A 25,021-nucleotide genomic window follows, 5' to 3' on the forward strand; every position below is an offset into this window, starting at 1 on the left:
GTGCGCCAGAGCCCGGCGCCACAACGAGTCTAGGTCGGCGCGATCCGCGCTTCCCGCGCGCGACCACGCCGCCGCCCTCTGCGGAAGCCCAGGCCGTGCCTGTAAGATCGAGTAGTTCAGGCGCACCGCGGCGCTGCGCTCGGTCGCCGGAACTTCCGCGCGCGAGCCTGGACCAACACACCGACACGGGCAGAACAGTCCGCTTCGGCAGGAGAGAGGTAACGCATGTCAGACGTGCTCATCGACCGACCAGAGCTTGCGAGCCTCGGTCAATACGAGTTCGGGTGGTCGGATTCCGATGCCGCTGGCTCGGTGGCCAAGCGCGGACTCTCGGAAGACGTGGTCGCCGGGATTTCGAAGCTCAAGAACGAACCCGAGTGGATGCTCAAGATGCGCCTCAAGGCGCACAAGATCTTCGGGATGAAGCCGATGCCGACCTGGGGTGCCGACCTCACGGGCATCGACTTCGACAACATCAAGTACTTCGTGCGCTCGACCGAGAAGCAGGCGCAGTCCTGGGAAGACCTCCCCGAGGACATCCGCAACACCTACGAGAAGCTCGGAATCCCGGAGGCGGAGCGTTCGCGACTCGTCGCCGGTGTCGCCGCGCAGTACGAGTCGGAGGTGGTCTACCACCAGATCCGCGAAGACCTCGAGGCGCAGGGCGTCATCTTCATGGACACCGACACGGCGCTGCGCGAGCACCCGGAGTTCTTCGAAGAGTACTTCGGCACCGTCATCCCGTCAGGCGACAACAAGTTCGCCGCCCTCAACACGGCCGTCTGGTCGGGTGGCTCCTTCGTCTACGTTCCGCCGGGCGTCCACGTCGAGATCCCGCTGCAGGCCTACTTCCGGATCAACACCGAGAACATGGGCCAGTTCGAGCGGACGCTCATCATCGCCGACGAAGGCTCGTACGTGCACTACATCGAGGGCTGCACCGCCCCGATCTACAAGTCCGACTCGCTGCACTCGGCCGTTGTCGAGATCATCGTGAAGAAGAACGCCCGCGTTCGCTACACGACGATCCAGAACTGGTCGAACAACGTCTACAACCTCGTCACCAAGCGCGCGGTCGCGCACGAGGGCGCGACGATGGAGTGGATCGACGGCAACATCGGCTCCAAGGTCACGATGAAGTACCCGAGCATCTTCCTCGTCGGCGAGCACGCCAAGGGCGAGACGCTCTCGGTGGCCTTCGCGGGCCCCGGTCAGCACCAGGATGCGGGCGCCAAGATGATTCACATGGCGCCGTACACGACGTCGTCGATCGTCTCCAAGTCCATCGCCCGCGGCGGCGGACGCGCCGGATACCGCGGCGAGGTTCGCGTCGCGGAGAACGCGCACCACTCGGCCAACACTGTCCGGTGCGATGCGCTGCTGGTCGACACGATGTCGCGTTCGGACACCTACCCGGCGATCGACATCCGCGTCGATGACGTTCAGCTCGGTCACGAGGCGACCGTGTCGCGGGTGAGCGAAGAGCAGCTCTTCTACCTCCAATCGCGCGGTCTCCCCGAGGACGAAGCGATGGCGATGATCGTGCGCGGGTTCATTGAGCCCATCGCGCGCGAACTCCCGATGGAATACGCACTCGAGCTCAACAAGCTCATCGAGATGAGCATGGAAGGCAGCGTCGGCTAGATGTCCGCAGTTCCCACGACGACCACCGATCAGGCCGTCGCGCCGAATCAGCACGGCCTGGCGCAGCATTCGCACGGCCCCGGCACGGCCCCGGTCCAGACGCGCTCCGAGCGCTTCGCCTCGACCGACCCGTCCGCCTTCCCTGAGGTCACCGGCCGCGAGGCCGAGTGGAAGCTCTCACCCGTCGAGCGGCTCCGGCCGCTCATCGACGGCGAACTCGATGGCAGCCCCTACGCGGTCATGTACCCCGAGGTCGAGGGCATCTCGGTCGAGTGGATCGGTCGCGACGATGCGCGCATCGGATCTGCCGGAACACCGGAAGATAAGGCGGCCGCGAACGCCTGGGCGAGCTTCGAGCACGCGCTGCACATCTCGGTCACCGGCGAGGGCGACGTGCTCACGGTCACGCGCAACGCCCTCGATGAGACTCCGCGTGCCGCGCACGTTCTGATCGAGGCCGCCGCGCAGAGCTCCGGCCTCGTCGTCCTCGACAGTCAAGGTGCCGCACAGCTCTCCGAGAACGTCGAGATCATCGTCGGCGACGACGCACAGCTCACCGTCGTGAGCCTGCAGGAGTGGAACGACGAGGCGATTCACCTCTCGAGCCAGTTCGCCACGGTCGGGCGGAACGCCAAGCTCAAGCACATCGTCGTCTCGCTCGGCGGGGGAGTCGTGCGGGTCAACCCCAGCACCGCTCTCGCCGACGAAGGGGCCGACGTGGAGGCCCTCGGGGTTTACTTCGCCGACGCCGGCCAGCACCTCGAGCAGCAGGTTTTCGTGCACCACATCGCCCCGCACACGGTGAGCCGCGTGACCTACAAGGGCGCGCTCAACGGCGCGGGAGCGCGGACCGTGTGGATCGGCGACGTCTTGATCGGCCGCGACGCCACAGGCACCGACAGCTACGAGCAGAACCGCAACCTGGTGCTCTCCGAGGGCACGCGCGCCGACTCGATCCCGAACCTCGAGATCGAAACCGGAGATATCGCCGGTGCGGGCCACGCGAGCGCGACCGGCCGCTTCGACGACGAGCATCTGTTCTACCTTCAGTCGCGCGGCATCACCGAGAAGGAGGCGCGTCGACTCGTCGTCCTCGGCTTCCTCGTCGAGGTCGTGCAGAGGATCGGAGAGCCCGCGCTCGAGGCGCGACTCATCGAGGCTCTCGAGAACGAGTTGGAGGGCGCCGCGTGAGCGCAACGAAGGTCTGCCCGGTGAGCGAACTGTCGCCGAGCACCGCCAAGAAGGTCGTGGTCGACGGCGTGCCCATCGCCGTCGTCATGGACTCCGCCGGTGCCGTCCACGCGCTCGGCGACACCTGCACGCACGGCGACATCTCGCTGTCCGAGGGTTTCGTCGAGGACGACACGCTCGAATGCTGGGCGCACGGCTCGAAGTTCGAACTGACCACCGGCAAGCCCCTCACCCTCCCGGCCTACGAGCCGGTTCCCGTTTTCGCCGTCGAGATCATCGACGGTGACGTCTACATCGACGCGAGCCAGCGGCTCGCGGTCTGAAGCAAGGAACGCACACACATGAGCACTCTCGAGATTCGCGACCTTCAGGTCAGCATCGACACCGACACCGGCAAGAAGCCCATCCTCAAGGGCGTCGACCTCACCATCAACTCGGGTGAGATCCACGCGGTCATGGGCCCGAACGGCTCCGGCAAGTCCACGCTCGCGTACACGATCGCGGGACACCCGCGCTACAACGTCGACGGCGGCACGATCACCTTCGACGGCGAGGACGTCCTCGCGATGAGCGTCGATGAGCGCGCTCGCGTCGGGCTGTTCCTCGCGATGCAGTACCCGGTCGAGATCCCCGGCGTGACGGTCTCCAACTTCCTCCGCACCGCCAAGACCGCCCTCGACGGCGAAGCCCCCGCGATCCGCGGCTGGACCACGACCGTGCGCGAGTCGATGAAGAACCTCCGCATGGACGGCGACTTCGCCGCACGCAACGTCAACGAAGGTTTCTCCGGCGGCGAGAAGAAGCGCCACGAGATCCTGCAGCTCGAGCTTCTGAAGCCCAAGTTCGCGGTGCTCGACGAAACCGACTCCGGTCTCGACGTCGACGCGCTCAAGATCGTGTCCGAGGGCGTCAACCGCGCCCACGAGACGACGGGCCTCGGCATCCTGTTGATCACGCACTACACGCGGATCCTGCGCTACATCAAGCCGGACTTCGTGCACGTCTTCGTCGACGGCAAGGTCGCCGAAGAGGGCGGACCGGAACTCGCCGAGCGTCTCGAGGACGAAGGCTACGACCGCTACCTCGTCGAGGCGTGATCAGGTGACTCTCGGCGTTTTCCCGACGAAGCGCGTAGCCTAAGCGCATGCCTACCGCCCTCGAACCGAAGCTCTTCGACCAGGTCGAAGAGGGACTCAAGGACGTCATCGATCCCGAGCTCGGCGTCAACATCGTCGACCTCGGCCTGATCTACGATCTGGCGTGGGACGACGAGAACGACGCTCTCGTGATCTCGATGACCCTCACCTCGGCCGGCTGCCCGCTGACCGACGTCATCGAAGAGCAGATCGGCCAGTCGCTCGACGGCATCGTCGAGCGCTTCCGCATCAACTGGGTGTGGATGCCGCCGTGGGGTCCCGAGCGGATCACCGACGACGGCCGCGACATGATGCGCGCGATCGGCTTCAGCATCTGAGAGCCCGGTGGGCTGTCAGTGCCGATCGCGCCGCCGACAGGCGGATCGGCTTCAGCAGCTGACAGCCATGCGAAAGGCCCCGGATTTCTCCGGGGCCTTTCGCGTGCGTGCGGTGGCTACGCGGCGTCGTTCGCGCGACGCTCGGCGAGCTTCTCGGCTCCCCACCAGGCGGCGGGCAGCAGCGCCGCAGCGATCGCGGCCTTGATGACGCCGCCGATGATGAACGGCGTGAAGCCCCACGCGAAGGTCTGGGCGAGGTCGGCACCCGTGACGAAGGCAAGCCACGGAAGGCCGAAGGCGAACACCACCAGCGATCCACCGACGAAGGTCGCGAGCGCTTTCAGGAACTTGCGGTCCCAGGTGCGCTCCGAGAGCCAGCCGACGATCGCCGCGGCGACCACGAACCCGATGATGTAGCCGAAGCTCGGGGCGGCCAGGGCGAGGAATCCGGTCAGGTGAGTGCCATCGGCCTGCGGCGCGTAGACCGGAAGCCCGACGAGGCCGAGCACCGCGTAGAGCGCGAGCGAGGATGCTCCGCGGACGGCGCCGAGCGTGGCGCCGACGAGCAGGACCGCGAGCGTCTGTCCCGTGATCGGCACCGGGAACATCGGGATCGACACCTGGGCGAGGATCGCGGTCAGTGCCGCGCCCGCGGCGACCAGCACCACATCGGTGGCGAGCGTGCGCGAAACGAGGCGGTCCGCGAGGACGAGGCGCGGGGCAGCAGGTGCGAGAGACGTCATATCGGAATCCTTGGCGTTCGTCGGGGGGAATGAGGCGGGCGCCTCACTGGTTAGACTAGCGGGCTGGCTCTTCCAGCCTCTTGTCGTAAACCTCCCGAAGAAACGGAACGTCACAGTGCTCGCCGTGCAAGACCTCGAAATCCGCGTGGGGGCTCGCCTCCTCATGGAAGAGGTGTCCTTCCGAGTCGACAAGGGCGACAAGATCGGGCTTGTCGGCCGCAACGGTGCGGGCAAGACGACCTTGACGAAGACCCTCGCGGGGGAGACCGCGCCGAGCGGCGGCAAGATCGATCGCCACGGTGAGATCGGCTACCTGCCGCAGGACCCGCGCTCCGGCGATCCGGAGCAGCTGGCCCGCACGCGCATCCTCGATGCCCGCGGTCTCGGCAGCCTCGTGATCGGCATCCAGCAGGCCACGATGGACATGGCGAGCCCGGATGCCGCCATCAGCGAGGCCGCCATGTCCCGCTACGCGAAGCTCGAAGATCGCTTCCTCGCGCTCGGGGGCTACGCCGCCGAGGCGGAGGCCGCGGCGATCGCGTCGAACCTCGCGCTTCCGGACCGCATCCTCGACCAGCCACTGAAGACCCTCTCCGGCGGCCAGCGCCGCCGCATCGAGCTCGCACGGATTCTGTTCTCGGGCGCCGACACGATGATCCTCGATGAGCCCACGAACCACCTCGACGCCGATAGCGTCGTCTGGCTGCGCGAATTCCTCAAGCAGTACCAGGGCGGCGTGATCGTCATCAGCCACGATGTCGACCTCGTCGAAGAGGTCGTCAACAAGGTCTTCTATCTGGATGCCAACCGCCAGGTGATCGACGTCTACAACATGGGCTGGAAGCACTACCTGCGCCAACGCGAAGCCGACGAGGACCGCCGCAAGAAGGAACGCGTCAACGTGGAGAAGAAGGCGACCGCGCTGCAGCTGCAGGCCGCCAAGTTCGGCGCCAAGGCCTCCAAGGCCGCGGCCGCGCACCAGATGGTCGCGCGCGCCGAGAAGATGCTCTCCGGGCTCGAGGAGGTCCGCGCCGCGGATCGAGTCGCCAAGCTGCGTTTTCCCGATCCGGCCGCGTGCGGCAAGACTCCGATCTCGGCGAGTGGCCTCAGCAAGAGCTACGGCTCACTCGAGATCTTCACGGCCGTCGATCTCGCGATCGACCGCGGCTCGAAGGTCGTGGTGCTGGGGCTCAACGGCGCCGGCAAGACCACCCTGCTGCGCATCCTGGCGGGCGTCGATCAACCCGATACCGGCCAGGTCGAGCCCGGGCACGGACTCCGGATCGGGTACTACGCGCAAGAGCACGAGACGATCGACGTCAAGCGCACCGTGTTGCAGAATATGGTCGCCGCAAGCCCCAACCTGACCGAGACCGAGGCGCGCAAGGTGCTCGGCTCGTTCCTGTTCACGGGCGACGACGGGCACAAGCTCGCGGGCGTGCTCTCCGGTGGCGAGAAGACCCGGCTCGCGTTGGCGATGATCGTGGTGAGCGGGGCGAACGTGCTCCTGCTGGACGAGCCGACCAACAACCTCGATCCGGCCAGCCGCGAGGAGATTCTCGGTGCCCTGGCGGGCTACACCGGCGCGGTCGTGCTCGTCAGCCACGACGAGGGGGCGGTCGAGGCGCTCAACCCGGAGCGCGTGCTGATCCTGCCCGACGGCGTCGAAGACCACTGGACGCCCGACTACGCCGACTTGATCTCGCTGGCCTGATCATGCCGAGCTGACGCTCGGCTACTGACGGTCCAGGATCGCGTCTTCTTCTTCCGCATCGAGCTCACGCGGACGCGCCGCGCGCGCCGCGGCCTGCTCCTCGAGCGGGAGCGCGGCGATGCGGCGTTCGCGCCGATAGGCCCAGACCAGCCCGACCACCGCGATGACGGCGAACAGAATCCACTGCAGGGCGTACGAGGCGTGCGGACCCTCGTCCGCCTCCGGCTTGACCGCGGCCGCCGGGCGCTCCGCGGGCGCCGGGTCTTCGCTCGCCAGCAGACCGTACATCCCGGTGTACACCGAGGCCGGCACCAGCTCGTCGATGGTCGGCAGCTGGATCGTCGCGATCTGACCCTCGGGGGCACTTCGGCCGGGGATCTCCGGCTCGCCGAGCTGAAGGCGCGCGACGACCTCGACCTGACCGCTCGGCGCATCCGGGACGAACTCGGGGAGCGAGCCGGTGGCCGCGAGCGGCACCCAGCCGCGGTCGACGACGAACACGCGACCGTCCTCGAGTTGGAACGGCACGAGAACCTCGAAGCCGGGCAGACCATCCTGAACGCGGTTCCGCACGAGCAGCTGGTGCTCGCTCAGATACTCGCCGCGCAGCACGACCGGCGTCCACTCGAGCTCCTGGTCGGCCTCGTCGAGGTGGGGGAGCACGGCGGCGAGAGGCTCGGCGGGAGCGTCGTAGTTGGTCTCGACGCGGACGATCTCACTGACCGCCTCGTCACGCCGCGACCACTGCCACCAGGACAGCAGACCGCACGCGATCGCGAAGAGGACGACGAACGCCACGTAACCTCCCCAGCGCTGGACTCCCGTGGGGGCCGAGGGCTGCGAAACCTCGCTCACGCGCGGTCCGGCACGAGCTCGGGCACGTCATCGCGCGCGGTCACCAGCGTCGGAAAGCCCCGCGTCGTCAGATACTCGTCGAGCGTGCCCCGGTGCGCGTCGCACGCCAACCAGACCTTGACCCGGTCGGCGGCATGGATGCGGGGGTTCCGCCAGTTGACCCGCCACTGCGCGGCCTCCGTGCATCCCGACGCGGAGCAGCGGACCGTCGTCTCGCCGAACCCGATCACGCCGACTCGCCCGTCGGGGCGGGCGTCACGCGAACGACGACGCCGCCGGGGGATTCGATCGAGCCCGCCTTCGAGGTGGTCGAGTTGGCGATCAACACCGCGAAATAGGGCAAGAAGACCGCACCGAGCACCGGAATCAGCACCCACCAGCCTGGCACCACGATGCAGAGGATGATGCACACCACGCGAATCGCCATGGCGATCAGGTACTTGATCATGCGTCCGCGCCGCTCGTCATCGGGCGACGGCGGGAGCGACGTGATCGAGGCGGATGTGGTTCTCATGGGTCTGTCCAGACTACGCGCGTCGTGGCATCCGCGTTGGCTCGGTAGGCTCCCAGATATGACTACGCGCACCATCCTCGTGACCGGCGGCAATCGCGGCATCGGCCGCTCGATTGCGGAAGAATTCGTCGCCCAGGGCCACCGCGTCGCGGTGACCGCACGATCCGGCGAGGGCCCGGAAGGCACGCTCACGGTGCGCGCCGACGTCACCGACAGTGCCGCGCTGGACGCCGCCTTCACCGAGGTCGAGGAGAAGCTCGGACCGGTCGAGGTCGTCGTCGCGAACGCCGGCATCACGCGCGACACACTCCTCATGCGGATGAGTGACGAAGACTTCGAACAGGTCGTCGACACGAACCTCGGCGGGGCCTTCCGCGTCGTGAAGCGCGCGAGCAAGGGAATGCTGAAGGCCCGCTTCGGCCGGATCATTCTCGTGTCGAGCGTTGTCGGTCTGTTCGGCGGCGCCGGGCAGGTGAACTACTCCTCGTCCAAGGCGGGTCTCGTGGGGATGGCGCGATCCATCACGCGCGAGCTCGGCGGCCGCGGCATCACGGCGAACGTGGTCGCGCCGGGGTTCATCGAGACCGACATGACGGCGGAGCTGCCCGAGGCGCAGCAGGCGGAGTACAAGAAGTCGATTCCGGCGGGCCGTTTCGCCCAGCCCACCGAAGTCGCCAAGGTGATCGCGTGGCTCGCCTCCGATGACGCCGGCTACATCTCCGGCGCCGTCATCCCGGTGGATGGCGGACTCGGCATGGGTCACTAAGCCCGGGCGAACCCCAACAGGGGAAGCACGAGCGCCAGGTCGCGCTCGTCGAGGATCACGTGCGCCTCGTCGCGCACGGGCGCCTTGGCATCGAATCCGATCGCCAGACCGCAGCGCGCCATCATCTCGAGGTCGTTGGCGCCGTCGCCGATCGCGACGGTCTGCGACAGCGGGATGTCGCGCGCGCTCGCCCACTCCTCGAGCGCCAGGGCCTTCGCCCCGGCGTCGATGACGGGAGGGATCACCGTGCCGGTGAGCCGTCCGTTGACGACCTCCAGCCGGTTGGCACGCCACTCGTCGAGACCGAGCCCGGCGGCGATCGGGTCGATGACCTCGTGGAATCCGCCCGAGACGACCGCGACCGCACCCCCCGCCGCCTGCACCGCGGCCACGAGCTCGGGAACACCCCGCGTCACCGTGACGCGCTCGCGCACGCGGGCGATCGCGTCGGTCGAGAGCCCGTCAAGAGTCGCGACCCGCGAGCGCAGACTCTGCTCGAAGTCGAGCTCGCCGTTCATCGCGCGGAAGGTGATCTCGGCGACCTCATCGAGCACACCCGCCTCTTCAGCGAGCAGTTCGATCACCTCCTGCTCGATGAGCGTGGAATCGACGTCGAGCACGACGAGGAAGCGTGCCATGCGGGGGAGCCTTCCGGGTGCAGCGCCGGATGCGGCATCCGGTCGGGGAGAATCAGCCGACGCGGAGTCCCTTCCCGACCACGGTGATTCCGCTCTCGGTCACGGTGAAGCCTCGCGCGCGATCCGCATCGTGATCGACACCCACCGTCGCGCCGGCTTCGACCACCACGTCCTTGTCGAGAATAGCGCGCTGCACGACGGCCCCCGCGCCGACCGTCACCCGCTCGAAGACGACCGAGTCGACGACCTTCGCGCCTGACTCGACGCTGGCCCACGGTCCGAGCACGCTGCGTTCGATGTGCCCGCCCGAGACGACGCAGCCGAGCGACACGATCGAGTCGATCATCGTGCCGACGGCGTTCTTCTCGTCGCGGACGAACTTCGCGGGCGGCGAATTCAGTTGTTGGCTGAAGATCGGCCAATCGCGGTTGTAGAGGTTGAAGACCGGCAGCGCCGACACGAGATCCATGTGCGCGTCGAAGAACGAATCGATCGTTCCCACGTCGCGCCAGTAGAAGCGATCGCGCTCGGTCGATCCCGGCACCTCGTTCTGGATGAGGTCATAGACCCCCGCCTCGCCGCGCGAGACGAAGTCCGGGATCAGGTCGCCGCCCATGTCGTGGCTCGAGCCGACGAGTTCGCTGTCGCGCTCGACGGCGGCCATGAGGGCGTCGGCGTCGAAGACATAGTTGCCCATCGATGCCAAGAACTCGTTCGGCGAATCGGCGAGCCCGGCGGCGTTCTTCGGCTTCTCAAGGAACGCCGAGATGAGACCGGGATTCGTCGGATCGACCTCGATCACCCCGAACTGGTCGGAGAGACCGAGCGGCTGGCGGATCGCCGCCACCGTCGCCGGCAGACCCGAGGCGATGTGCGCCTCGACCATCTGATTGAAGTCCATGCGGTACACGTGATCCGCGCCGACCACGACCACGATGTCGGGCTTTTCGTCGCGGATCAGATTGAGACTCTGGAAGATCGCATCCGCCGAACCGCTGAACCAGCGCTTGCCGAGTCGCTGCTGCGCAGGCACCGAGGCGACGTAGCTGCCGAGCAGTCCCGACAGCCGCCAGGTCTGCGAGACGTGGCGGTCGAGGGAGTGGGACTTGTACTGCGTCAGCACGACGATCTGGCGCAGCCCCGAATTGATCAGGTTCGACAGCGCGAAGTCGATCAATCGATACGCTCCCGCGAACGGGACTGCCGGTTTTGCTCGGTCTGCCGTCAGCGGCATCAGCCGCTTCCCCTCGCCCCCGGCGAGAACGATCCCGAACACCTTCTTCGCTACCATGTCCTTACAGTAGGTCAGCCACCGCGCCTGTACTAGCGTCAAGACGTGCGAGTCGATGTGATTACCCGGGAATATCCGCCAGAAGTGTACGGCGGGGCAGGAGTGCATGTCGCGGAGCTCGTGGCGGCGCTTCGCGCGGACGTCGATGTCCGCGTGCGCTGCTTCGGCGCGCCGCGCGACGAAGCCGGCGTTCACGCCTACGGCGTTCCCGCAGAACTCGTCGGGGCGAACCCCGCACTCACGACCCTCGGCACCGATCTGCTGATCGCGGGCGACGTCGCGGGCGCGGATCTCGTGCACTCGCACACCTGGTACGCCAACGCCGCGGGCCACCTCGCCAAGCTGCTCCAGGGCATTCCGCACGTCGTCAGCGCGCACAGCCTCGAGCCGCTGCGCCCGTGGAAGGCCGAACAGCTCGGCGGCGGGTACCGCATCTCGAGTTGGGTGGAGCAGAGCGCCTACGAGGCGGCCGACGCCGTGATCGCCGTCAGCGACGGGATGCGCGCCGACATCCTGCGCAGCTATCCCGCCATCGACCCGGCGCGCGTCCATGTGGTGCACAACGGCATCGACCTCGAGCGCTGGCACCGCCACGACGATCCGGCGACGCTCGAGCGCTTCGGCATCGATCCCGCCCGCCCGAGCATCGTGTTCGTCGGACGCATCACCCGCCAGAAGGGCCTGCCGTACCTGCTGGCCGCGGCACGCCTGCTGCCGCCGGAGGTGCAGCTCGTGCTGTGCGCGGGCGCTCCCGATACTCCCGAGATCCTCGCCGAAGTCCAGGCGGGCGTCGCCGAATTGCAACGCGAGCGCAGCGGCGTCGTCTGGATCGAACAGCTGCTCCCGCGCCACGAGCTGTCGGCGATCCTGTCGAACGCCACCACCTTCGTCTGCCCGTCCGTGTACGAACCGCTCGGCATCGTGAACCTCGAGGCGATGGCCTGCGGGGCCGCGGTCGTCGGAACCGCGACCGGGGGCATCCCGGAGGTCGTCAGCAACGGGATCACCGGCCGACTGGTGCCGATCGAACAGGTCGACGACGGCACCGGCACCCCTCTCGATCCCGAGCGCTTCATCGCCGATCTCGCGGAGGTGCTCACCGAGGTCACGAGCGATCCGGAGACGGCGCGACGCATGGGGGAGGCGGGCCGTCAGCGCGCCGAGGAGCACTTCTCGTGGACGTCGATCGCCGAGCGCACGCGGCGAATCTACGAGTCGCTCCTGCCGTAGGCTAGGAGCATCATGTCTGCGGTGCTTACGCTCTCCGACCTCGCCGTCGTCCGCGACGGCAATCGCATTCTCGACGCCGTCAACTGGGTCGTCAATCCCGAGGAGCGGTGGGTGATTCTGGGCCCCAACGGCGCCGGCAAGACCACGCTGCTGTCGATCGCCTCGGCGAACGTCCACCCGACGGAGGGCACCGCGGTGCTGCTCGACGAGCGGCTCGGCAAGACGGACGTCTTCGAGCTGCGCCCGCGCATCGGCTTCGCGTCGACCGCCTTCGCCCGTCGCATTCCGGCCGATGAGACCGTGCTCGACGTCGTGATGACGGCGGCCTACGCGGTCACCGGCCGGTGGAACGAGAACTACGACCTCGTCGACAGCAAGCGCGCCACACGCGTGCTCGCCGAGTGGAAGCTCGACCACCTCAAGGATCGCCGGTTCGGCACGCTGAGCGACGGAGAGCAGAAGCGCACCCAGATCGCGCGCGCCGTCATGACCGACCCCGAACTGCTGCTGCTCGATGAGCCCGCCGCAAGCCTCGACCTCGGCTCGCGCGAAGAGCTCGTCGGTCTCCTGGGCGCATTCGCGCGGAATCCGGAGTCGCCCGCCATGGTGATGGTGACGCACCACGTGGAGGAGATTCCCGTGGGCTTCACGCACGCGATGCTGCTTGCCGGGGGACGCATCCAGTCCGCCGGACCGATTGCCGAGGTCATCACGGCCGAAAACCTGTCGGATGCCTTCGGGCTGCGACTCGAGGTCTCGACGAGCGACTCGGGCCGTTTCGCGGCGCGCGCGGTCTGAATCGGCTCGCCACCTGGTATAGTCGTCCCTTGGTCCGCTCTGGCCATTCAAGCTTCCATTTACTTCCGAGGTTTCCCATGAAGTCCGAAATTCACCCGGCGTACGCGCCCATCGTGTTCCGCGACCTCGCGAGCGGTGAGACGTTCCTCACGCGTTCGACGGTCACGAGCGACAAGACGATCGAGCTCGACGGCCAGACCTACCCGGTCATCGACGTCGAAATCTCGTCGGCCTCGCACCCGTTCTACACGGGCAAGCAGCGCATCATGGACTCGGCCGGTCGCGTCGAGAAGTTCAACCAGCGCTTCAAGAGCTTCGGCGGCTCCAAGTAAGTCGCCACCCGAAGGCCCCCGCTCCGGCGGGGGCCTTCGTCGTTGTCGTCAGCGCGCCGCGAGGACGAACGGAACGAGGAAGTCGCGGCTGAGCGGCGCCATCGCGGGCAACGACGTCGTCGGATCCCACCAGATCGCCTCCGCGATCTCCGCAGCGATGGCGGGCACGCCGGTGAGCGGCGCGCGAAAGCACCAGGCATCGAGCGTCATCCCGGGCTCGTTGGCCGCATCCGCGTCGAAGCGGCCGATCTCGGTGAGCTCGGCGGGGGAGAGCACGAGGCCGAGCTCTTCCTCGAGCTCCCGGACGAGGCACTCAGCCGGAGACTCGCCGGGCTCGATCTTTCCGCCCGGCTGCATGAAGGCGGACGTGCCGTGCTTGCGCACGAACAGCAGCTGCCCGGCCTCGTTCTCGATGACCGCGGCCGCGATCCGCAGCACGGTGGAACTCACCGGACCGGCCAGCCGCGTGCCGCGACGAACGACGGGTCCTTGACGCGGCGCATGTACTCCTCGAAGCTTGCCGCCTGCTCGGCGAACCAGCTCGCCTGGCGGGTGTGGAGTTCACGGGGGTCGAGGTCGAGCTCGGCCGGGAAGGCCTTCGCGAGGGCCTGGGCCACGCGACCGGCCGCGATCGCGTCGGCGCCGGCGTCGTGAGCGTCGTCAAGAGCCACGCGGTAGTGCTGGGCGGTGATCTCGAGTGTGCGCTTGCCACGCCGGTAGCGATCCACCGCCTTGTCGAGAACGAGCGGATCGATCACCGGGCCGGGGTGCGCGAGCACCTCGAGCGAGTAGCGCACGCACTCGTGCGCGAGCAGCGTCAGATCGTACGGCGCGTTGTAGACGGTGACCGGGGTGCCCCCCGCGAAGAGTTCGCGCAATGCGGACGTGATCTCGGCCACGACCTCGACCGCCGGGCGACCTTCCCGCCGCGCGCGCTCGGTCGTGATGCCGTGCACGGCGGACGCCTGCTCGGGAATCTCGACGCCGGGGTCGGCAAGCCAGTCGCGGCGTTCGATCACCGTGCCGTCGGCGTCGAGCACGGCAACGCACGCCGAGACGATGCGTGCCGTGCGCACATCGACGCCCGTGGTTTCCAGATCGAAGACTCCGAGTCGGCCGCCCCAGTTGTTCATGGCTCCAGGCTAGGGGGTGCCGCGGACAGCACTGCTCACCGAGCACCGCCCTGGAACCGGGCCTCGCCGAGGTGCAGCCAGAAGAAGCCCTGCGATCCCATCGTGAGCGTCGCCACGCCGTCGTCCCCCACGGCGGGGAACTCGGCGCCGCCGAACAGGTCGTAGAGCGGCTGGCCCGCGAACTCCTCGCCGACCTCGATCCGCACGGCGACCGGGTTGTGGGCGAAGGAGAACACGCACACGATGCGTTCGGGAGCATCGCCGAACTGACTCCCCGAACCCGAGTACTCACGCACGAAAGCCAGCACCGACTCGTGATTGGTGCGCAGCACCTGCATCGTGCCGAGCCCGAACGTCGGGTGGCTCTTGCGCACGTGGATCACGTTGCGCACCCAGTGCAGCAGCGAACGCGACTGGGCGAGCTGCGACTCGACGTTGACGAGCGTGTAGTTGTAGACGAGCGACTGCACGACCGGCAGGAAGAGCTTGCCGGGGTCGGCGGTGGAGAACCCGGCGTTCCGGTCCGGCGTCCACTGCATCGGCGTCCGCGAGGCGTCGCGGTCCGGCAGCCAGATGTTGTCGCCCATCCCGATCTCGTCGCCGTAGTACAGGAACGGAGACCCGGGGAGCGAGAACAGCAGCGCGTGAGCGAGTTCGAGCTCGGCGCGCGAGTTGTCGAGCAGGGTGGCGAGGCGCCGGCGGATGCCGACGTTGACGCGCATCCGCGGGTCGTAGGCGTACCAGCCGTACATGGCCTGGCGGTATTCCTCGCTCACCATCTCGAGCGTCAGCTCGTCGTGATTGCGCAAGAACACGCCCCAGCCGGCGCCCTCGGGCACCTCGGTGGTCTCCGACAGCACGCGCGTCAGCTCCTGAGCCGATTGTGAGCGCAGCGAGTAGAAGATGCGCGGCATCGCGGGGAAGTCGAACGCCATGTGACACTCGGGCTCCTCGTTGGTGCCCATGTACTCGACGACCTCCGACGGCCACTGGTTCGCCTCGGCGATCATCACGCGGCCGGGGTATTCGGTGTCCATCATGTGGCGGACGGCGCGGATGAACTCGTGCGTCTCCGGCTCGCTCTCGCCGGTGCCGCCCTCCGACTCGTAGAGGTAGGGGATCGCATCGAGGCGGAAGCCGTCGACGCCGAGATCCATCCAGAACCGGATCACCTCGAACACCGCCTCGTGCACGGCGGGGTTGTGGTAGTTCAGGTCCGGCTGGTGCGAGAAGAAGCGGTGGAAGTAGAACTGGCGCCGCTCCGAGTCGAAGGCCCAGTTCGACTCTTCGTAGTCGGTGAAGATGATGCGGATGTTGTCGAACTTCTCGTCGGTGTCGCTCCAGACGTAGAAGTCGCCGTACGGCCCCTCCGGGTCGCTGCGCGACTGCTGGAACCACTCGTGCTGATCCGAGGTGTGGTTCAACGGCAAGTCGATGATGACGCGCATGTTGCGCTCGTGAGCCTTGGTGACGAGTTCGCGGAACTCCTCGATCGTGCCGAACTCCGGCAGGATCGAGTGGTAATCGGAGACGTCGTAGCCGCCATCGCGCAGCGGCGAATCGAAGATCGGCGGAATCCAGAGCGCGTCGACACCCAGCCACTGCAGGTAGTCGAGTTTGGAGATCAGGCCGCCGAGGTCGCCCGAACCGTCGCCGTTGGAGTCGACGAAAGAGCGGACCATGACCTCGTAGAAGACCGCGCGACGGTACCAATGCGGGTCGAGAGTGAGACCGGGCAGGGTGTGGGGTGCGGTGAAAGACACCGTCCGAGTCTACGAGTGCTCGCACCTAGGATGGCAATGATGACTGTCCCCGCCCCGCACGCCGACGAGTTGGCCAGAATTCCCGTCCGCGAGAACACCGTCGAGGTGCTCGGGAGCACAACGCGCTACTGGGAGTACGGGCCCGCCGATGCGCGCGACACGATCGTGATCGCGCACGGCTACCGCGGCGACCACCACGGTCTGGAACCCGTCATCGCCCTCTTGCCGGGGGTGCGCGTCATCAGCCCCGATCTGCCCGGATTCGGCGCCTCGACCCCGATGACCGAACGCGCCCACGACATCGCCGGCTACGGCGACTGGTATGCCGCGTTCGTGGACGCACTGGGTCTGCGCGGCACCGCGATCGTGCTGGGGCACTCGTTCGGCACGATGGTGACCAGTCACGTGGTCGCCGCGGGCCTGGAGACGCCGGCGCTCATCCTCGTCAACCCGATCTCGAGCGACCCGCTCACGGGTGCCGGTGCGGGGATCACCAAGCTGACGAAGTTCTACTACGACGTCGCCCGGAGGCTTCCGGTTCGCCTCGGCCGGGCGCTGCTGGGCAGTTGGTTCATCGTGCAGTTCATGAGCATGTCGCTCGTGACCACGTCGGACCGCCGCCTGCGGCGGTGGATCCACGAAGAGCACCACCGTTACTTCAGCGGCTTCTCGGACCCGGAAACGGTCGCCGAGGCCTTCGATGCGTCGCTCAGCACCCAGGTCGGCGAGGCCGCGCCCGGCGTCACCGTGCCGACGCTGATGATCGCCGGGGGAGTGGACCGCATCACGCCGGTCGCGGGGCAACGCGTCACGGTGACCAAGTTCCCGGATGCGCGACTCATCGTGCTTCCGGACGTCGGGCATCTGATCCACTACGAGGCACGCGCGGAGGCCGCGGAGGCGATCCAGCAGTTCTTGAACGAACTGCACGAGCGGGCGTGAGTCGATGAAGCTCGTGATCGACTGCCGGTACACGCGTCTCGGCCACCACGACGGAATCAGCCGATACGCGGCCCGCATCACCGAGGCGGTGGCTCGACGGCATCCGGTGACGATGCTGATCAGCGACGAGCGACAACTCGAGATGCTCCCCGACCTGCCGTGGGTCAAGATCTCCTCGCCCACGAGCGTGCGCGAGCTGTTCGTGGCGCGCCAAGTCAACCGGCTCGCGCCGGACGTCGTCTTCACGCCGATGCAGACGATGGGGTCGCTGGGGCGCAGGTACGGCCTGGTGCTCACCCTGCACGACCTGATCTACTACCGGAACCGCACGCCTCCGCGCGACCTGCCCGCCGTGATCCGCCTGCTGTGGCGGCTCTACCATCTCGCCTGGTGGCCGCAGCGGCTGCTGCTCAATCGTGCCGACGAGGTGGCGACCGTCTCGGAGACGAGCAAGTCGCTCATCCAGCAGCACGCGCTCACCCGTCGACCGATCACGGTCGTGCGGAACGCCGCCGACCCGGCGCCCGACACGCCGCCTTCGGCTCCGTCGGCCGACGGGATGCGCGAGCTCGTCTACATGGGCTCGTTCATGCCGTACAAGAACGTCGAGACCCTCGCGCGCGCCCTGCACGAACTTCCGGGGCATCGTCTGCACCTGATGAGCAGAATCGGTGACGCGGACCGCGCCCGGCTCACCGCGCTCGCCCCCGAGGGCGCCCTCGTCGTCCATGACGGTGCGAGCGATGAGGAGTACCACGCCGTGCTGTCGCGCGCGACAGCGCTGCTCAGCACCTCGCTCGATGAGGGCTTCGGTATTCCCCTGGTCGAAGCGATGTCGCTCGGCACACCCGTCGTCGTCAGCGACATCCCGATCTTCCGCGAGATCGGGGGGACGGCGGCGCGCTTCGTGCCGCCGACGGATGCCTCCGCCGTGGCCGCCGCGGTGCGGGAACTCGGGGACGCCGAGACGTGGATTCGCGCGTCGCGAGCCTCACGCGAGCAGGCGGCGACGTTCGACTGGGATCGCAGCGCCGCAGATCTGCTGGAGCTTCTCGAACGCGTCGTCAGTCGACGCGCAGCACCTGTGCCGCGCTGAGTTCGACGAGCCGAGTCGGCGTGATCGGGAACACCGAGTTCGCACTGCCGGCCGCCGCCCACAGCTCGTCGAGTTCGAGAAGTCCCTCGTCGACGACCGTCCGCAACGGTTTCGGATGCCCGAACGGCGGCACGCCGCCGATGCTGAAGCCGGTCGCCGACTTCACCATCGCCGCGTCGGCCTTGCCGATGGTCGCTCCGAGGCGCGCGCCGAGCGCGTCGGTGTCGACTCGGCGCGGACCCGACACGAGCACCAGCAGCGGCTGATCGTCGGCCACGAAGACGAGGCTCTTGACGATCGCGGCGACATCGCACCCGATTGCTGCGGCGGCCTGCGCAGCCGTGTGCGTCGTCTCGTCGAAGAAGCGAATCTCGGGGTGCAGGCCACGCGGCGCGACCGCCGTGACGAACCGCTCCGTCGCCGCGTTCACGTGAGCTCCCGATCACGCGCCTCGACGGCGTTCTGCACGCTCAGGGCGCCCGTGTCGTCCCCGATCGACTCGAACTCGATCGGGTCGTCGAACGCGATCAGACGCAGTGTTCCGTCGATCACGCGGAAGCTGTGCACCGAGCCGTTGGTGATCATGCCGTGTGAGACGCCCGGTTCGGCGACCGAGAGCGCGGCGCGAATGGCGCCGCCGTGACTGACGATCACGAGCGACTGCCCGAGACGCTGGCGTGCCAACTCGACGAGTGCCGGAACGACCCGTTCGGCCACCTCCTCGCGGGATTCCCGACCGGGAACCTCCGTGCCCTCGGGGAAACGTTCGTCGACCTCGTGGAAGTTGAGTCCCTCCGCTGCGCCGTAGTTGCGCTCGATCACGCCGTCGATGAGTTCGGGCCCGGGCAGGCCAAGTTCGAGTGCGATCAGGCTGGCGGTTTCGCGGGCGCGCGAGAGCGGGCTGGCGAGCACCGCATCCCAGCGACGACGAGCCAGCAGCGCGCCGGTCGCGCGCGCCTGTGCGCGCCCCGTCTCGTTCAGCGGGATGTCGGTGCGACCCTGGATCCGTCGTTCGCGATTCCACTCGGTTTCGCCATGGCGGACAAGAAACAGCTCGGTCACAGAAGGCCTCCCGGGCAGCCGGGTGGCGAATCTCGCTCAGCCCGCGAGTCGGTCCCGCAACGCGGTCAGGATCTCGGAGGTGCCCGCCTCGATCTTAAGGGTTGCGCGGGCGTCACCCTTCGTCTGACCGCGGTTGATGATGACGACCGGCACGCGCTTCTTGATGGCCTGATCGAGCAGGCGGATCCCCGAGTTGACGACGAGAGACGAGCCGGCGATGAGAAAGGCGTCGGAGGAGCGGACGAGGGCCCGCGCCTCGGTGTACTTCTCGGTCGGCACAAACTCGCCGAAGAACACGACCTCCGGCTTCAGCACCCCGCCGCACACGGTGCAGTCGGGCACCACCATCTCGTCGACGTGCTCGACGCTGACGTCGCCATCGGGATTCAGTTCGAGCGCGCCCGGCTCCGCCAGCCACGGGTTGGCGGCCCCCATTCGCTCGGCGATGCTGCCACGGTCGAAGCTCTGCCCACAGGTCAGGCAGCGCACCCGATCGAGCGATCCATGAAGATCGACGACCCGCCGCGATCCGGCGCGCAGGTGGAGTCCGTCCACGTTCTGCGTGACGATGCCGTTCACGATGCCGCGACTCTCGAGCTCGGCGAGTGCGCGGTGACCGGGGTTCGGTGCCGCCGAGGCGAAGCGCTGCCAGCCGAGGTGGCTGCCCGCCCAATAGCGCTGGCGCGCTCGCGGATCGGCGATGAAGGTCTGAAAGGTCATCGGCGAGCGCACCGGAGCGCCCGTGCCGCGGTAGTCCGGGATGCCGGAGTCGGTGCTCACGCCCGCGCCGGTCAGGATCGAGATTCGACGGCCCGCAAGCACATCGAGAACCCGCTCGATGTCCTCCTCGAGCTCGCGCGAGCCGTCGGCGGATGCGGTCATCGCCACGGGAATCGTCGTCACGCACACCTCCACTGCCGGTGACTCCAGCCTACGGCCACGAGTTTTCCGATATGTTTCCGGGGGCTGTCAGCCCGGCGAGCGGAAGGTGAGGTGCGTCATGCGAATCGTGCCCATCAGCGACGCCGCCGACGAACGCCTTCGCGATTATCGCGACCTCACCGATGGCAAACTGCGGCGCCTGCTCGAGCCCGCCGGGGGCCTGTACCTGGCCGAGTCGAGCAAGGTGATCATGCGAGCTCTCGCGGCGGGTCATCGGCCGCGTTCGGTGCTGTTGCAAGAGAAGTGGCTCCCCGACATCGAACCGCTGCTGCGCGATCACGATGTGCCGGTGTATCTCGCCGAGTCGGGCGTCCTCGAACAGCTCACCGGCTTCGCGATGCATCGCGGCGCGCTCGCCTCCTTCCACCGCCCGGAGCCCCTCGACGTCCCCGCCCTGCTCGCGACCGCGCGGCGCGTCGTGGTGCTCGAGGACATCGTCGATCACACGAACGTCGGCGCCGTCTTCCGCGCGGTGGCGGGCCTCGGCGCCGACGCGGTCCTGATCAGTCCCGGCTGCGCCGATCCGCTCTACCGGCGCTCCGTGCGCGTCAGCATGGGCACGGTGCTGCAGGTGCCTTGGGCTCGGCTCGATTCCTGGCCCAGAGCACTCGACGAGCTTCGTACCGCCGGATTCACGGTCGCGGCGCTCGCCCTCGACGAACGCGCGCGGGGGCTCGACGAGTTCGCCGCGAACCCGCCGGAGCGCGTCGCCCTCCTGTTGGGCACGGAGGGCGACGGCCTGAGCCGCCGTGCGCTCAGCTCGGCGGATGTCACCGTGACCATTCCCATGTCAGGCGGAGTGGACTCGCTCAACGTCGCCGCCGCGTCCGCGGTGGCGCTCTGGGCGCTGCGCGTCGCTTAGCATGGCCGGGTGAGCCGGACCGCGACGACTCCGCGACAGCGGCATCCGACGTCGGTGTATCGACGCCGACGTTTCGTCGCCGCAGTCATCGTCCTCATGACGCTCGCCGTCGGCTTCTACGTGCCGATGACGCTCCTGGCGCCGTTGCCCGCGACTGCGGCCGAGACCTCCGTTCCGGCCGCCGTCGCGATCGACGCCCCGGATCTCGACTGGCCGAACTACGGCGCGAGCGCCCTCGGTGTTGTCGAGCTGCCGGAGGTGCGCGCGCACGACGGCTCCGAGAAGGCACTGCCGCTCGCGAGCATCACCAAAGTCGTCACGGCACTGACGGTGCTCGATGCGCATCCGCTCGCCCTCGGCGAGGACGGCCCTGCCGTCACCATGACGCCTGCGGACCTCGGCTACTACACGAGCCAGCTCGCCCAGAACGGGAGCGTGACCGCCGTCGCCGCGGGGGAGCGATACACGCAGCGCGACCTCCTCGAGCTCACCTTGATCAAGTCGGCGAACAACTTCTCGACGACCCTCGCGGTGTGGGCCTTCGGCTCGGAGGAGGCGTTTCGCACCGCCGCGGCCGCGTGGCTCGCCGAGCACGGGCTCGACTCGATCAGGGTGGTCGAACCGACCGGAATCGACGACGCGAACGTCGGCAGCGTCACCGATGTCGTCGAACTGGGTCGTCTCGCCCTCGCCGACCCGCTCGTGGCCGAGATCGTGGGCAGCGCGAGCGAAACCGTGAGCAACCGGGGAACGATCGAGAATACGAACGCGCTGCTCGGCAACGACGGGGTGGACGGAATCAAGACCGGCACCCTGTTCTCGTTCGGCGCGAACCTGCTCTTTTCGGCCGACCGGGCCATCGAGGGTCGTGCCGAGCCGGTGACGGTGATCGGTGTGATCCTCGGGGCGCCCGACCACGATGTGCTCAACGGCGACGTTGAAGACCTGCTCGACTCCGCCTTCGCGAACCTCACCGCCGTCACCCTCATTGAACCGGGCGTCGAGCTCGGCGCGTTCTCCACGCCGTGGGAGGCCGAGTCGGCCATCGTCGCGGCGGAGGCGGCGGAGGCGCTCATCTGGGGGGACGCGGTCATCACGGCGCGCGTCGAGGTCGAGGACGTCATGCTCGTCGGCGCGGGTGAACGCGTGGGGTCGCTCGCCTTCCAGGTCGACGGCGAGAGCGCGGCACCCGAACTTCGGGTTGCGCTACAGACGACCGCCGCGCTGACCGACCCCGGACCGTGGTGGCGACTGTCGCATCCGGCCCTCATCACGGGGGATCTCTAGCCCCGAAACCGCGTCGGAGCTCAGCTGTCGCCGACGCGCCCCGCGGTCGGTCGCTTGGGTTCGATGAAGTCCCCCGAGGACTGGTGCCGGATGCGCCGCAGGATCCACGGCGCGAGATGCTCGCGCGCCCAGCCGATGTCGTCGATCCGGGCCTGCCGCCACGACTGCGGCGGCAAGGGCTCGGCCTCGAACGGTTCGAGGTCGTTCTCGACGTTGAGCGCCGAGAGCACCATGCGAGCGATCGACTGGTGCCCGATGGGCGAGAAGTGCAACCGATCGGGGGCCCACATGCGCGGATCGGTGAGTTCGCGCAACGACCACATGTCGGCCACGATGCAGTCGTGCTTCTGCGCGATCGTGCGAAGGTTCTCGTTGTAGATGGCGACCTTGCCGCGAATGCGGCCGAGGACGGGGGTGCCGCCGATGTCGGGTCCGTTGAACATCACCACGGTCGCGTGATCGCGGCGCAGACGCACGATGCCCTCCTCGATGCGCGCGGCGACGTCGTCCGGGTCGGTGCGCGGGCGGATGATGTCGTTGCCTCCGGCCGAGATGGTGATGAGGTCGGGACGCAGCGCCAGCGCCGCATCCACCTGCTCGTCGAGGATCTGCTGCAGAAGTCGACCGCGGATCGCGAGGTTCGCATAGGCGAAGTCTTCGGTCTGTTCGCTCAGAACCTCAGCGACGCGATCGGCCCAGCCGCGGTGGCCGCCCGGGCTTCTCTCCTCCGGATCTCCGATGCCTTCCGTGAAAGAATCGCCGATCGCGACGTAGCGAGACCAGGGGTGTCGAGCACTCATGTCTTTATCGTGCATCCGGATTCTCCATTCGGCAAGTACGCCCGGGCGCGGGCGATACACCCTCTCATGCAGTGCACGATAAACACTCAGCTAGAACCCACCGAACGGCCAGGGGATTCGGGCTTGACCCTCGTTCGGGGGGCGGGGATCGTAGAGACGTCACTTCGAGACCCGGAGTGATTCCTCGATCGACTGGGAGGTTGACATGGGGTTCTTGGGATTCCTTTTGCTTGGGCTGATCGCCGGAGCCATCGCGAAGCTCATTCTGCCGGGACGACAGGCGGGCGGTTGGCTCGCGACTCTGTTGCTCGGCGTTGTGGGAGCACTGCTCGGCGGCTGGCTGGGCGGACTGATCTTCGGGGAAGGCCTGGAGGAGTTCTTCTCGCTCCAAACCTGGCTTCTCGCCATCGGCGGTTCGATCATCGTGCTACTGATCTGGGGGCTCGTGACGCGCGGCTCGCGACGGGCCTAGCGCATCGACGGGGACGCGCGGCCTTGTCGCCCGCGTCCCACACTGCTTAACTGAGGGCGGTTCCCGTTTTGGGACCGCCCTCAGCCGTGCGTCGTCCGTCGCCGGTGGGGTGCTCCCGTTCTTGCGTACCGGGGCCTCGACAACGACGTCGGGGCCTCTTTTTCGCGCCGCGCTGGCGTCGGCGGGCGGTGACAAGATAGCCAGATGAGCAAGCAGGATGGCCGCAATCGGCTCGTCAGCGACGCACCCGTCGCCGACGAGACGGCGACGATCCTGCACGTCGACCTCGACGCGTTCTACGCCTCGGTCGAACTCCTCGAACGTCCCGAACTCGTCGGACGGCCAGTCATCGTCGGGCACGCGAGCGCGCGGTCGGTGGTCACCGCCGCCAACTACGAGGCGCGCCAGTTCGGCGTCAACTCGGCGATGTCGATGGCGCTCGCCCTTCAGCGCTGCCCCCAGGCGATCGTGCTCGAGCCGCACTTCGAGCGCTACCAGCACTACTCGGCGTTGTTCATGACTGCGCTTGGCGAGATCTCACCCCTCGTTGAACCTCTCGGGATCGACGAGGCGTTCGTCGACATCGCCGGCGCGCGTCGGCTGTTCGGCACCCCGTGGCAGATCGCGACGCGGCTGCGCGCCGACGTGTTCGACGCGACCGGGTTGCGCGCCTCGGTCGGCGCCGCCAGCACCAAATACGTCGCGAAACTCGCCTCCGGCCGCGCCAAGCCCAACGGCCAACTCGTGGTGCCCGCCGACGACACCCTCGCGTTCTTGCACCCGCAGCCGATCTCGGCGCTCTGGGGGGTCGGCGCGAAGACCGAGGAGCAGCTCGCTCGGCTGGGCCTGCGCACGATCGGCGATCTCGCGCAACTGCCGATCGACACCCTGCGGCACAGCATCGGCGACGCGGGCGCCGCACGCCTGCACGAACTGGCGTGGGGCCGAGACCCGCGGGTGATCGCCCCGGGTCGCGACGAGAAGTCGGTCGGGCACGAGACCACCTTCGAGACGGATGTCGTGGATCCGTCGGTGATCCACCGCACTCTGCTGCAACTCGCCGATGGCGTCGGCGTGCGCCTGCGGCGTTCGGGCGTTCGCGCCCGCACGGTGAGCCTCAAGCTCCGCTTCTCCGACTTCACCACCATCACGCGGTCGCGCACCCTCGCCGATGCCACCGACGTCGGACGGCGGCTCTCGGAAGAGGTGCGCGCACTCTACGACGCCGCCAACACGGCACGGCGACCCGTGCGACTGGTGGGCGTGCGCGCGGAGCAGCTCACCGGCGACCTGGCCCGGCTGAGCCTGTGGGACGACGACGAGGCGTGGCGCGACGCCGAGACGACGGTCGACGAATTGAATGCGCGCTTCGGCGACGGCAGTGTGCGCTCGGCCGCCCTGTTGCGCGGCACCCGAACACGGCGTTTCGGGCACGGCGACTGACGAGGTCGGTGGCGGGCGGTATCGTCTTT

The 25,021-nt window shown here is 68.0% G+C and carries 29 protein-coding genes; 16 read left to right on the plus strand and 13 right to left on the minus strand.

Going from position 1 to position 25,021, the window contains the following annotated elements; all coding sequences use genetic code 11:
* Nucleotides 1-225: 225 nt before the first annotated feature.
* From sufB to QZ258_RS03430, 5 genes are read left to right on the plus strand one after another with little or no spacing between them, the layout of a single operon-like run.
* On the plus strand, nucleotides 226-1,644 hold the full coding sequence (sufB, locus tag QZ258_RS03410) for a Fe-S cluster assembly protein SufB (protein ID WP_294179020.1): 1,419 nt from the start codon (nucleotides 226-228) through the stop codon (nucleotides 1,642-1,644).
* Nucleotides 1,645-2,835, plus strand: coding sequence for a Fe-S cluster assembly protein SufD (sufD, locus tag QZ258_RS03415; RefSeq protein ID WP_294179024.1), 1,191 nt, complete (start codon nucleotides 1,645-1,647; stop codon nucleotides 2,833-2,835).
* Entirely contained in the window at nucleotides 2,832-3,158 is a 327-nt protein-coding gene (locus QZ258_RS03420) for a non-heme iron oxygenase ferredoxin subunit (RefSeq protein WP_294179025.1), read from the plus strand. Before sufD ends, QZ258_RS03420 begins: the two co-directional genes overlap by 4 nt.
* A gap of 18 nt (nucleotides 3,159-3,176) precedes the next feature.
* Nucleotides 3,177-3,932, plus strand: a complete 756-nt coding sequence (sufC, locus tag QZ258_RS03425) for a Fe-S cluster assembly ATPase SufC (protein WP_294179027.1) — start codon at nucleotides 3,177-3,179, stop codon at nucleotides 3,930-3,932.
* Nucleotides 3,933-3,979: 47 nt separating this feature from the next.
* Nucleotides 3,980-4,309: a metal-sulfur cluster assembly factor gene (locus QZ258_RS03430; RefSeq protein WP_294179029.1), complete on the plus strand. Its 330-nt coding sequence runs from the start codon at nucleotides 3,980-3,982 to the stop codon at nucleotides 4,307-4,309.
* A gap of 116 nt (nucleotides 4,310-4,425) precedes the next feature.
* Here the strand turns inward: QZ258_RS03430 and QZ258_RS03435 are convergent, their stop codons facing one another.
* Entirely contained in the window at nucleotides 4,426-5,052 is a 627-nt protein-coding gene (locus tag QZ258_RS03435; protein WP_294179032.1) for a biotin transporter BioY, read from the minus strand.
* A gap of 115 nt (nucleotides 5,053-5,167) precedes the next feature.
* On the opposite strand from QZ258_RS03435, the gene QZ258_RS03440 reads away from it, so the two are divergent.
* Nucleotides 5,168-6,766 carry an ABC-F family ATP-binding cassette domain-containing protein gene (locus QZ258_RS03440; RefSeq protein ID WP_294179035.1) on the plus strand — a complete coding sequence of 533 codons (1,599 nt, stop codon included), beginning with the start codon at nucleotides 5,168-5,170 and terminating at the stop codon, nucleotides 6,764-6,766.
* A gap of 21 nt (nucleotides 6,767-6,787) precedes the next feature.
* Here the strand turns inward: QZ258_RS03440 and QZ258_RS03445 are convergent, their stop codons facing one another.
* Genes QZ258_RS03445 through QZ258_RS03455 form a run of 3 tightly spaced genes read right to left on the minus strand, consistent with a single transcriptional unit; the run spans nucleotide 6,788 to nucleotide 8,135 of the window.
* Nucleotides 6,788-7,564 (minus strand): SURF1 family protein, encoded by a 777-nt coding sequence (locus QZ258_RS03445; protein WP_294179036.1) that lies wholly within the window; start codon nucleotides 7,562-7,564, stop codon nucleotides 6,788-6,790.
* Nucleotides 7,565-7,617: 53 nt separating this feature from the next.
* Entirely contained in the window at nucleotides 7,618-7,851 is a 234-nt protein-coding gene (locus tag QZ258_RS03450) for a hypothetical protein (RefSeq protein WP_294179037.1), read from the minus strand.
* The gene (locus tag QZ258_RS03455) at nucleotides 7,848-8,135 is read right to left on the minus strand and encodes a DUF3099 domain-containing protein (protein ID WP_294179039.1); all 288 of its coding nucleotides are present in this window, start codon (nucleotides 8,133-8,135) and stop codon (nucleotides 7,848-7,850) included. Before QZ258_RS03455 ends, QZ258_RS03450 begins: the two co-directional genes overlap by 4 nt.
* Before the next feature lie 58 nt (nucleotides 8,136-8,193).
* On the opposite strand from QZ258_RS03455, the gene QZ258_RS03460 reads away from it, so the two are divergent.
* On the plus strand, nucleotides 8,194-8,901 hold the full coding sequence (locus QZ258_RS03460; protein ID WP_294179041.1) for a beta-ketoacyl-ACP reductase: 708 nt from the start codon (nucleotides 8,194-8,196) through the stop codon (nucleotides 8,899-8,901).
* On the opposite strand, the gene serB is transcribed toward QZ258_RS03460, so the two are convergent.
* Both serB and QZ258_RS03470 read right to left on the minus strand, forming a co-directional pair.
* Nucleotides 8,898-9,539, minus strand: a complete 642-nt coding sequence (gene serB, locus QZ258_RS03465; protein WP_294179043.1) for a phosphoserine phosphatase SerB — start codon at nucleotides 9,537-9,539, stop codon at nucleotides 8,898-8,900. The genes QZ258_RS03460 and serB overlap by 4 nt on opposite strands.
* Before the next feature lie 52 nt (nucleotides 9,540-9,591).
* Complete coding sequence (locus QZ258_RS03470) at nucleotides 9,592-10,830, minus strand: glucose-1-phosphate adenylyltransferase (RefSeq protein WP_294179044.1); 1,239 nt, start codon at nucleotides 10,828-10,830, stop codon at nucleotides 9,592-9,594.
* Nucleotides 10,831-10,875: 45 nt separating this feature from the next.
* Here QZ258_RS03470 and glgA point away from each other — a divergent pair, with 45 nt between their 5' ends.
* The 3 genes from glgA to QZ258_RS03485 all read left to right on the plus strand — a co-directional run bounded on the left by glgA (nucleotide 10,876) and on the right by QZ258_RS03485 (nucleotide 13,190).
* Nucleotides 10,876-12,060 carry a glycogen synthase gene (gene glgA, locus QZ258_RS03475; protein WP_294179046.1) on the plus strand — a complete coding sequence of 395 codons (1,185 nt, stop codon included), beginning with the start codon at nucleotides 10,876-10,878 and terminating at the stop codon, nucleotides 12,058-12,060.
* Nucleotides 12,061-12,072: 12 nt separating this feature from the next.
* Nucleotides 12,073-12,858, plus strand: a complete 786-nt coding sequence (locus QZ258_RS03480) for an ABC transporter ATP-binding protein (RefSeq protein ID WP_294179048.1) — start codon at nucleotides 12,073-12,075, stop codon at nucleotides 12,856-12,858.
* A gap of 77 nt (nucleotides 12,859-12,935) precedes the next feature.
* Complete coding sequence (locus QZ258_RS03485; protein ID WP_294179050.1) at nucleotides 12,936-13,190, plus strand: type B 50S ribosomal protein L31; 255 nt, start codon at nucleotides 12,936-12,938, stop codon at nucleotides 13,188-13,190.
* A gap of 48 nt (nucleotides 13,191-13,238) precedes the next feature.
* Here the strand turns inward: QZ258_RS03485 and QZ258_RS03490 are convergent, their stop codons facing one another.
* From QZ258_RS03490 to treS, 3 genes are read right to left on the minus strand one after another with little or no spacing between them, the layout of a single operon-like run.
* Nucleotides 13,239-13,640 carry an NUDIX domain-containing protein gene (locus tag QZ258_RS03490; RefSeq protein ID WP_294179052.1) on the minus strand — a complete coding sequence of 134 codons (402 nt, stop codon included), beginning with the start codon at nucleotides 13,638-13,640 and terminating at the stop codon, nucleotides 13,239-13,241.
* A complete protein-coding gene (locus QZ258_RS03495; protein WP_294179054.1) occupies nucleotides 13,637-14,323 on the minus strand; it encodes a 3'-5' exonuclease in 687 nt (228 codons plus the stop codon). The genes QZ258_RS03490 and QZ258_RS03495 overlap by 4 nt, the downstream gene beginning before the upstream one ends.
* A 35-nt stretch (nucleotides 14,324-14,358) precedes the next feature.
* A complete protein-coding gene (gene treS / locus QZ258_RS03500) occupies nucleotides 14,359-16,086 on the minus strand; it encodes a maltose alpha-D-glucosyltransferase (RefSeq protein ID WP_294179056.1) in 1,728 nt (575 codons plus the stop codon).
* Nucleotides 16,087-16,125: 39 nt separating this feature from the next.
* On the opposite strand from treS, the gene QZ258_RS03505 reads away from it, so the two are divergent.
* Both QZ258_RS03505 and QZ258_RS03510 read left to right on the plus strand, forming a co-directional pair.
* Nucleotides 16,126-17,028 (plus strand): alpha/beta fold hydrolase, encoded by a 903-nt coding sequence (locus QZ258_RS03505; protein WP_294179152.1) that lies wholly within the window; start codon nucleotides 16,126-16,128, stop codon nucleotides 17,026-17,028.
* 4 nt (nucleotides 17,029-17,032) lie between these two features.
* Nucleotides 17,033-18,124 (plus strand): glycosyltransferase family 1 protein, encoded by a 1,092-nt coding sequence (locus tag QZ258_RS03510; RefSeq protein WP_294179058.1) that lies wholly within the window; start codon nucleotides 17,033-17,035, stop codon nucleotides 18,122-18,124.
* Here the strand turns inward: QZ258_RS03510 and QZ258_RS03515 are convergent.
* The 3 genes from QZ258_RS03515 to QZ258_RS03525 are packed head-to-tail and all read right to left on the minus strand — an operon-like array spanning nucleotide 18,093 to nucleotide 20,068.
* The gene (locus QZ258_RS03515; RefSeq protein WP_294179059.1) at nucleotides 18,093-18,554 is read right to left on the minus strand and encodes a YbaK/EbsC family protein; all 462 of its coding nucleotides are present in this window, start codon (nucleotides 18,552-18,554) and stop codon (nucleotides 18,093-18,095) included. The genes QZ258_RS03510 and QZ258_RS03515 overlap by 32 nt on opposite strands.
* Complete coding sequence (locus QZ258_RS03520) at nucleotides 18,551-19,186, minus strand: histidine phosphatase family protein (protein ID WP_294179061.1); 636 nt, start codon at nucleotides 19,184-19,186, stop codon at nucleotides 18,551-18,553. The genes QZ258_RS03515 and QZ258_RS03520 overlap by 4 nt, the downstream gene beginning before the upstream one ends.
* Before the next feature lie 36 nt (nucleotides 19,187-19,222).
* Nucleotides 19,223-20,068, minus strand: a complete 846-nt coding sequence (locus tag QZ258_RS03525) for a Sir2 family NAD-dependent protein deacetylase (protein WP_294179154.1) — start codon at nucleotides 20,066-20,068, stop codon at nucleotides 19,223-19,225.
* Between the two features lie 118 nt (nucleotides 20,069-20,186).
* Here QZ258_RS03525 and QZ258_RS03530 point away from each other — a divergent pair, with 118 nt between their 5' ends.
* Both QZ258_RS03530 and QZ258_RS03535 read left to right on the plus strand, forming a co-directional pair.
* Entirely contained in the window at nucleotides 20,187-20,990 is an 804-nt protein-coding gene (locus tag QZ258_RS03530; RefSeq protein ID WP_294179063.1) for an RNA methyltransferase, read from the plus strand.
* A 9-nt stretch (nucleotides 20,991-20,999) separates the two neighbouring features.
* Nucleotides 21,000-22,277 (plus strand): D-alanyl-D-alanine carboxypeptidase family protein, encoded by a 1,278-nt coding sequence (locus QZ258_RS03535; RefSeq protein WP_294179064.1) that lies wholly within the window; start codon nucleotides 21,000-21,002, stop codon nucleotides 22,275-22,277.
* Nucleotides 22,278-22,297: 20 nt separating this feature from the next.
* On the opposite strand, the gene QZ258_RS03540 is transcribed toward QZ258_RS03535, so the two are convergent.
* A complete protein-coding gene (locus QZ258_RS03540) occupies nucleotides 22,298-23,077 on the minus strand; it encodes an SGNH/GDSL hydrolase family protein (RefSeq protein WP_294179066.1) in 780 nt (259 codons plus the stop codon).
* Between the two features lie 205 nt (nucleotides 23,078-23,282).
* Between QZ258_RS03540 and QZ258_RS03545 the strand changes: the two genes are divergently transcribed.
* Nucleotides 23,283-23,549 (plus strand): GlsB/YeaQ/YmgE family stress response membrane protein, encoded by a 267-nt coding sequence (locus QZ258_RS03545; RefSeq protein WP_294179068.1) that lies wholly within the window; start codon nucleotides 23,283-23,285, stop codon nucleotides 23,547-23,549.
* Between the two features lie 204 nt (nucleotides 23,550-23,753).
* A complete protein-coding gene (gene dinB / locus QZ258_RS03550; protein ID WP_294179070.1) occupies nucleotides 23,754-24,992 on the plus strand; it encodes a DNA polymerase IV in 1,239 nt (412 codons plus the stop codon).
* Nucleotides 24,993-25,021 lie beyond the last annotated feature (29 nt).

The organism is uncultured Schumannella sp., from assembly GCF_905479755.1.
In the GTDB taxonomy this organism is placed as follows: domain Bacteria; phylum Actinomycetota; class Actinomycetes; order Actinomycetales; family Microbacteriaceae; genus DCRR01.

Bases quoted from the DNA above. Each gene is read 5' to 3' on its own strand.
- sufB (WP_294179020.1), top strand. From the start codon at position 226: ATGTCAGACGTGCTCATCGACCGACCAGAGCTTGCGAGCCTCGGTCAA.
- sufD (WP_294179024.1), top strand. From the start codon at position 1,645: ATGTCCGCAGTTCCCACGACGACCACCGATCAGGCCGTCGCGCCGAAT.
- sufC (WP_294179027.1), top strand. From the start codon at position 3,177: ATGAGCACTCTCGAGATTCGCGACCTTCAGGTCAGCATCGACACCGAC.
- QZ258_RS03430 (WP_294179029.1), top strand. From the start codon at position 3,980: ATGCCTACCGCCCTCGAACCGAAGCTCTTCGACCAGGTCGAAGAGGGA.
- QZ258_RS03435 (WP_294179032.1), bottom strand. From the start codon at position 5,052: ATGACGTCTCTCGCACCTGCTGCCCCGCGCCTCGTCCTCGCGGACCGC.
- QZ258_RS03455 (WP_294179039.1), bottom strand. From the start codon at position 8,135: ATGAGAACCACATCCGCCTCGATCACGTCGCTCCCGCCGTCGCCCGAT.
- QZ258_RS03460 (WP_294179041.1), top strand. From the start codon at position 8,194: ATGACTACGCGCACCATCCTCGTGACCGGCGGCAATCGCGGCATCGGC.
- serB (WP_294179043.1), bottom strand. From the start codon at position 9,539: ATGGCACGCTTCCTCGTCGTGCTCGACGTCGATTCCACGCTCATCGAG.
- QZ258_RS03470 (WP_294179044.1), bottom strand. From the start codon at position 10,830: ATGGTAGCGAAGAAGGTGTTCGGGATCGTTCTCGCCGGGGGCGAGGGG.
- QZ258_RS03480 (WP_294179048.1), top strand. From the start codon at position 12,073: ATGTCTGCGGTGCTTACGCTCTCCGACCTCGCCGTCGTCCGCGACGGC.
- QZ258_RS03485 (WP_294179050.1), top strand. From the start codon at position 12,936: ATGAAGTCCGAAATTCACCCGGCGTACGCGCCCATCGTGTTCCGCGAC.
- QZ258_RS03495 (WP_294179054.1), bottom strand. From the start codon at position 14,323: ATGAACAACTGGGGCGGCCGACTCGGAGTCTTCGATCTGGAAACCACG.
- QZ258_RS03505 (WP_294179152.1), top strand. From the start codon at position 16,126: ATGACTGTCCCCGCCCCGCACGCCGACGAGTTGGCCAGAATTCCCGTC.
- QZ258_RS03510 (WP_294179058.1), top strand. From the start codon at position 17,033: ATGAAGCTCGTGATCGACTGCCGGTACACGCGTCTCGGCCACCACGAC.
- QZ258_RS03525 (WP_294179154.1), bottom strand. From the start codon at position 20,068: ATGACCGCATCCGCCGACGGCTCGCGCGAGCTCGAGGAGGACATCGAG.
- QZ258_RS03530 (WP_294179063.1), top strand. From the start codon at position 20,187: ATGCGAATCGTGCCCATCAGCGACGCCGCCGACGAACGCCTTCGCGAT.
- QZ258_RS03540 (WP_294179066.1), bottom strand. From the start codon at position 23,077: ATGAGTGCTCGACACCCCTGGTCTCGCTACGTCGCGATCGGCGATTCT.
- QZ258_RS03545 (WP_294179068.1), top strand. From the start codon at position 23,283: ATGGGGTTCTTGGGATTCCTTTTGCTTGGGCTGATCGCCGGAGCCATC.
- dinB (WP_294179070.1), top strand. From the start codon at position 23,754: ATGAGCAAGCAGGATGGCCGCAATCGGCTCGTCAGCGACGCACCCGTC.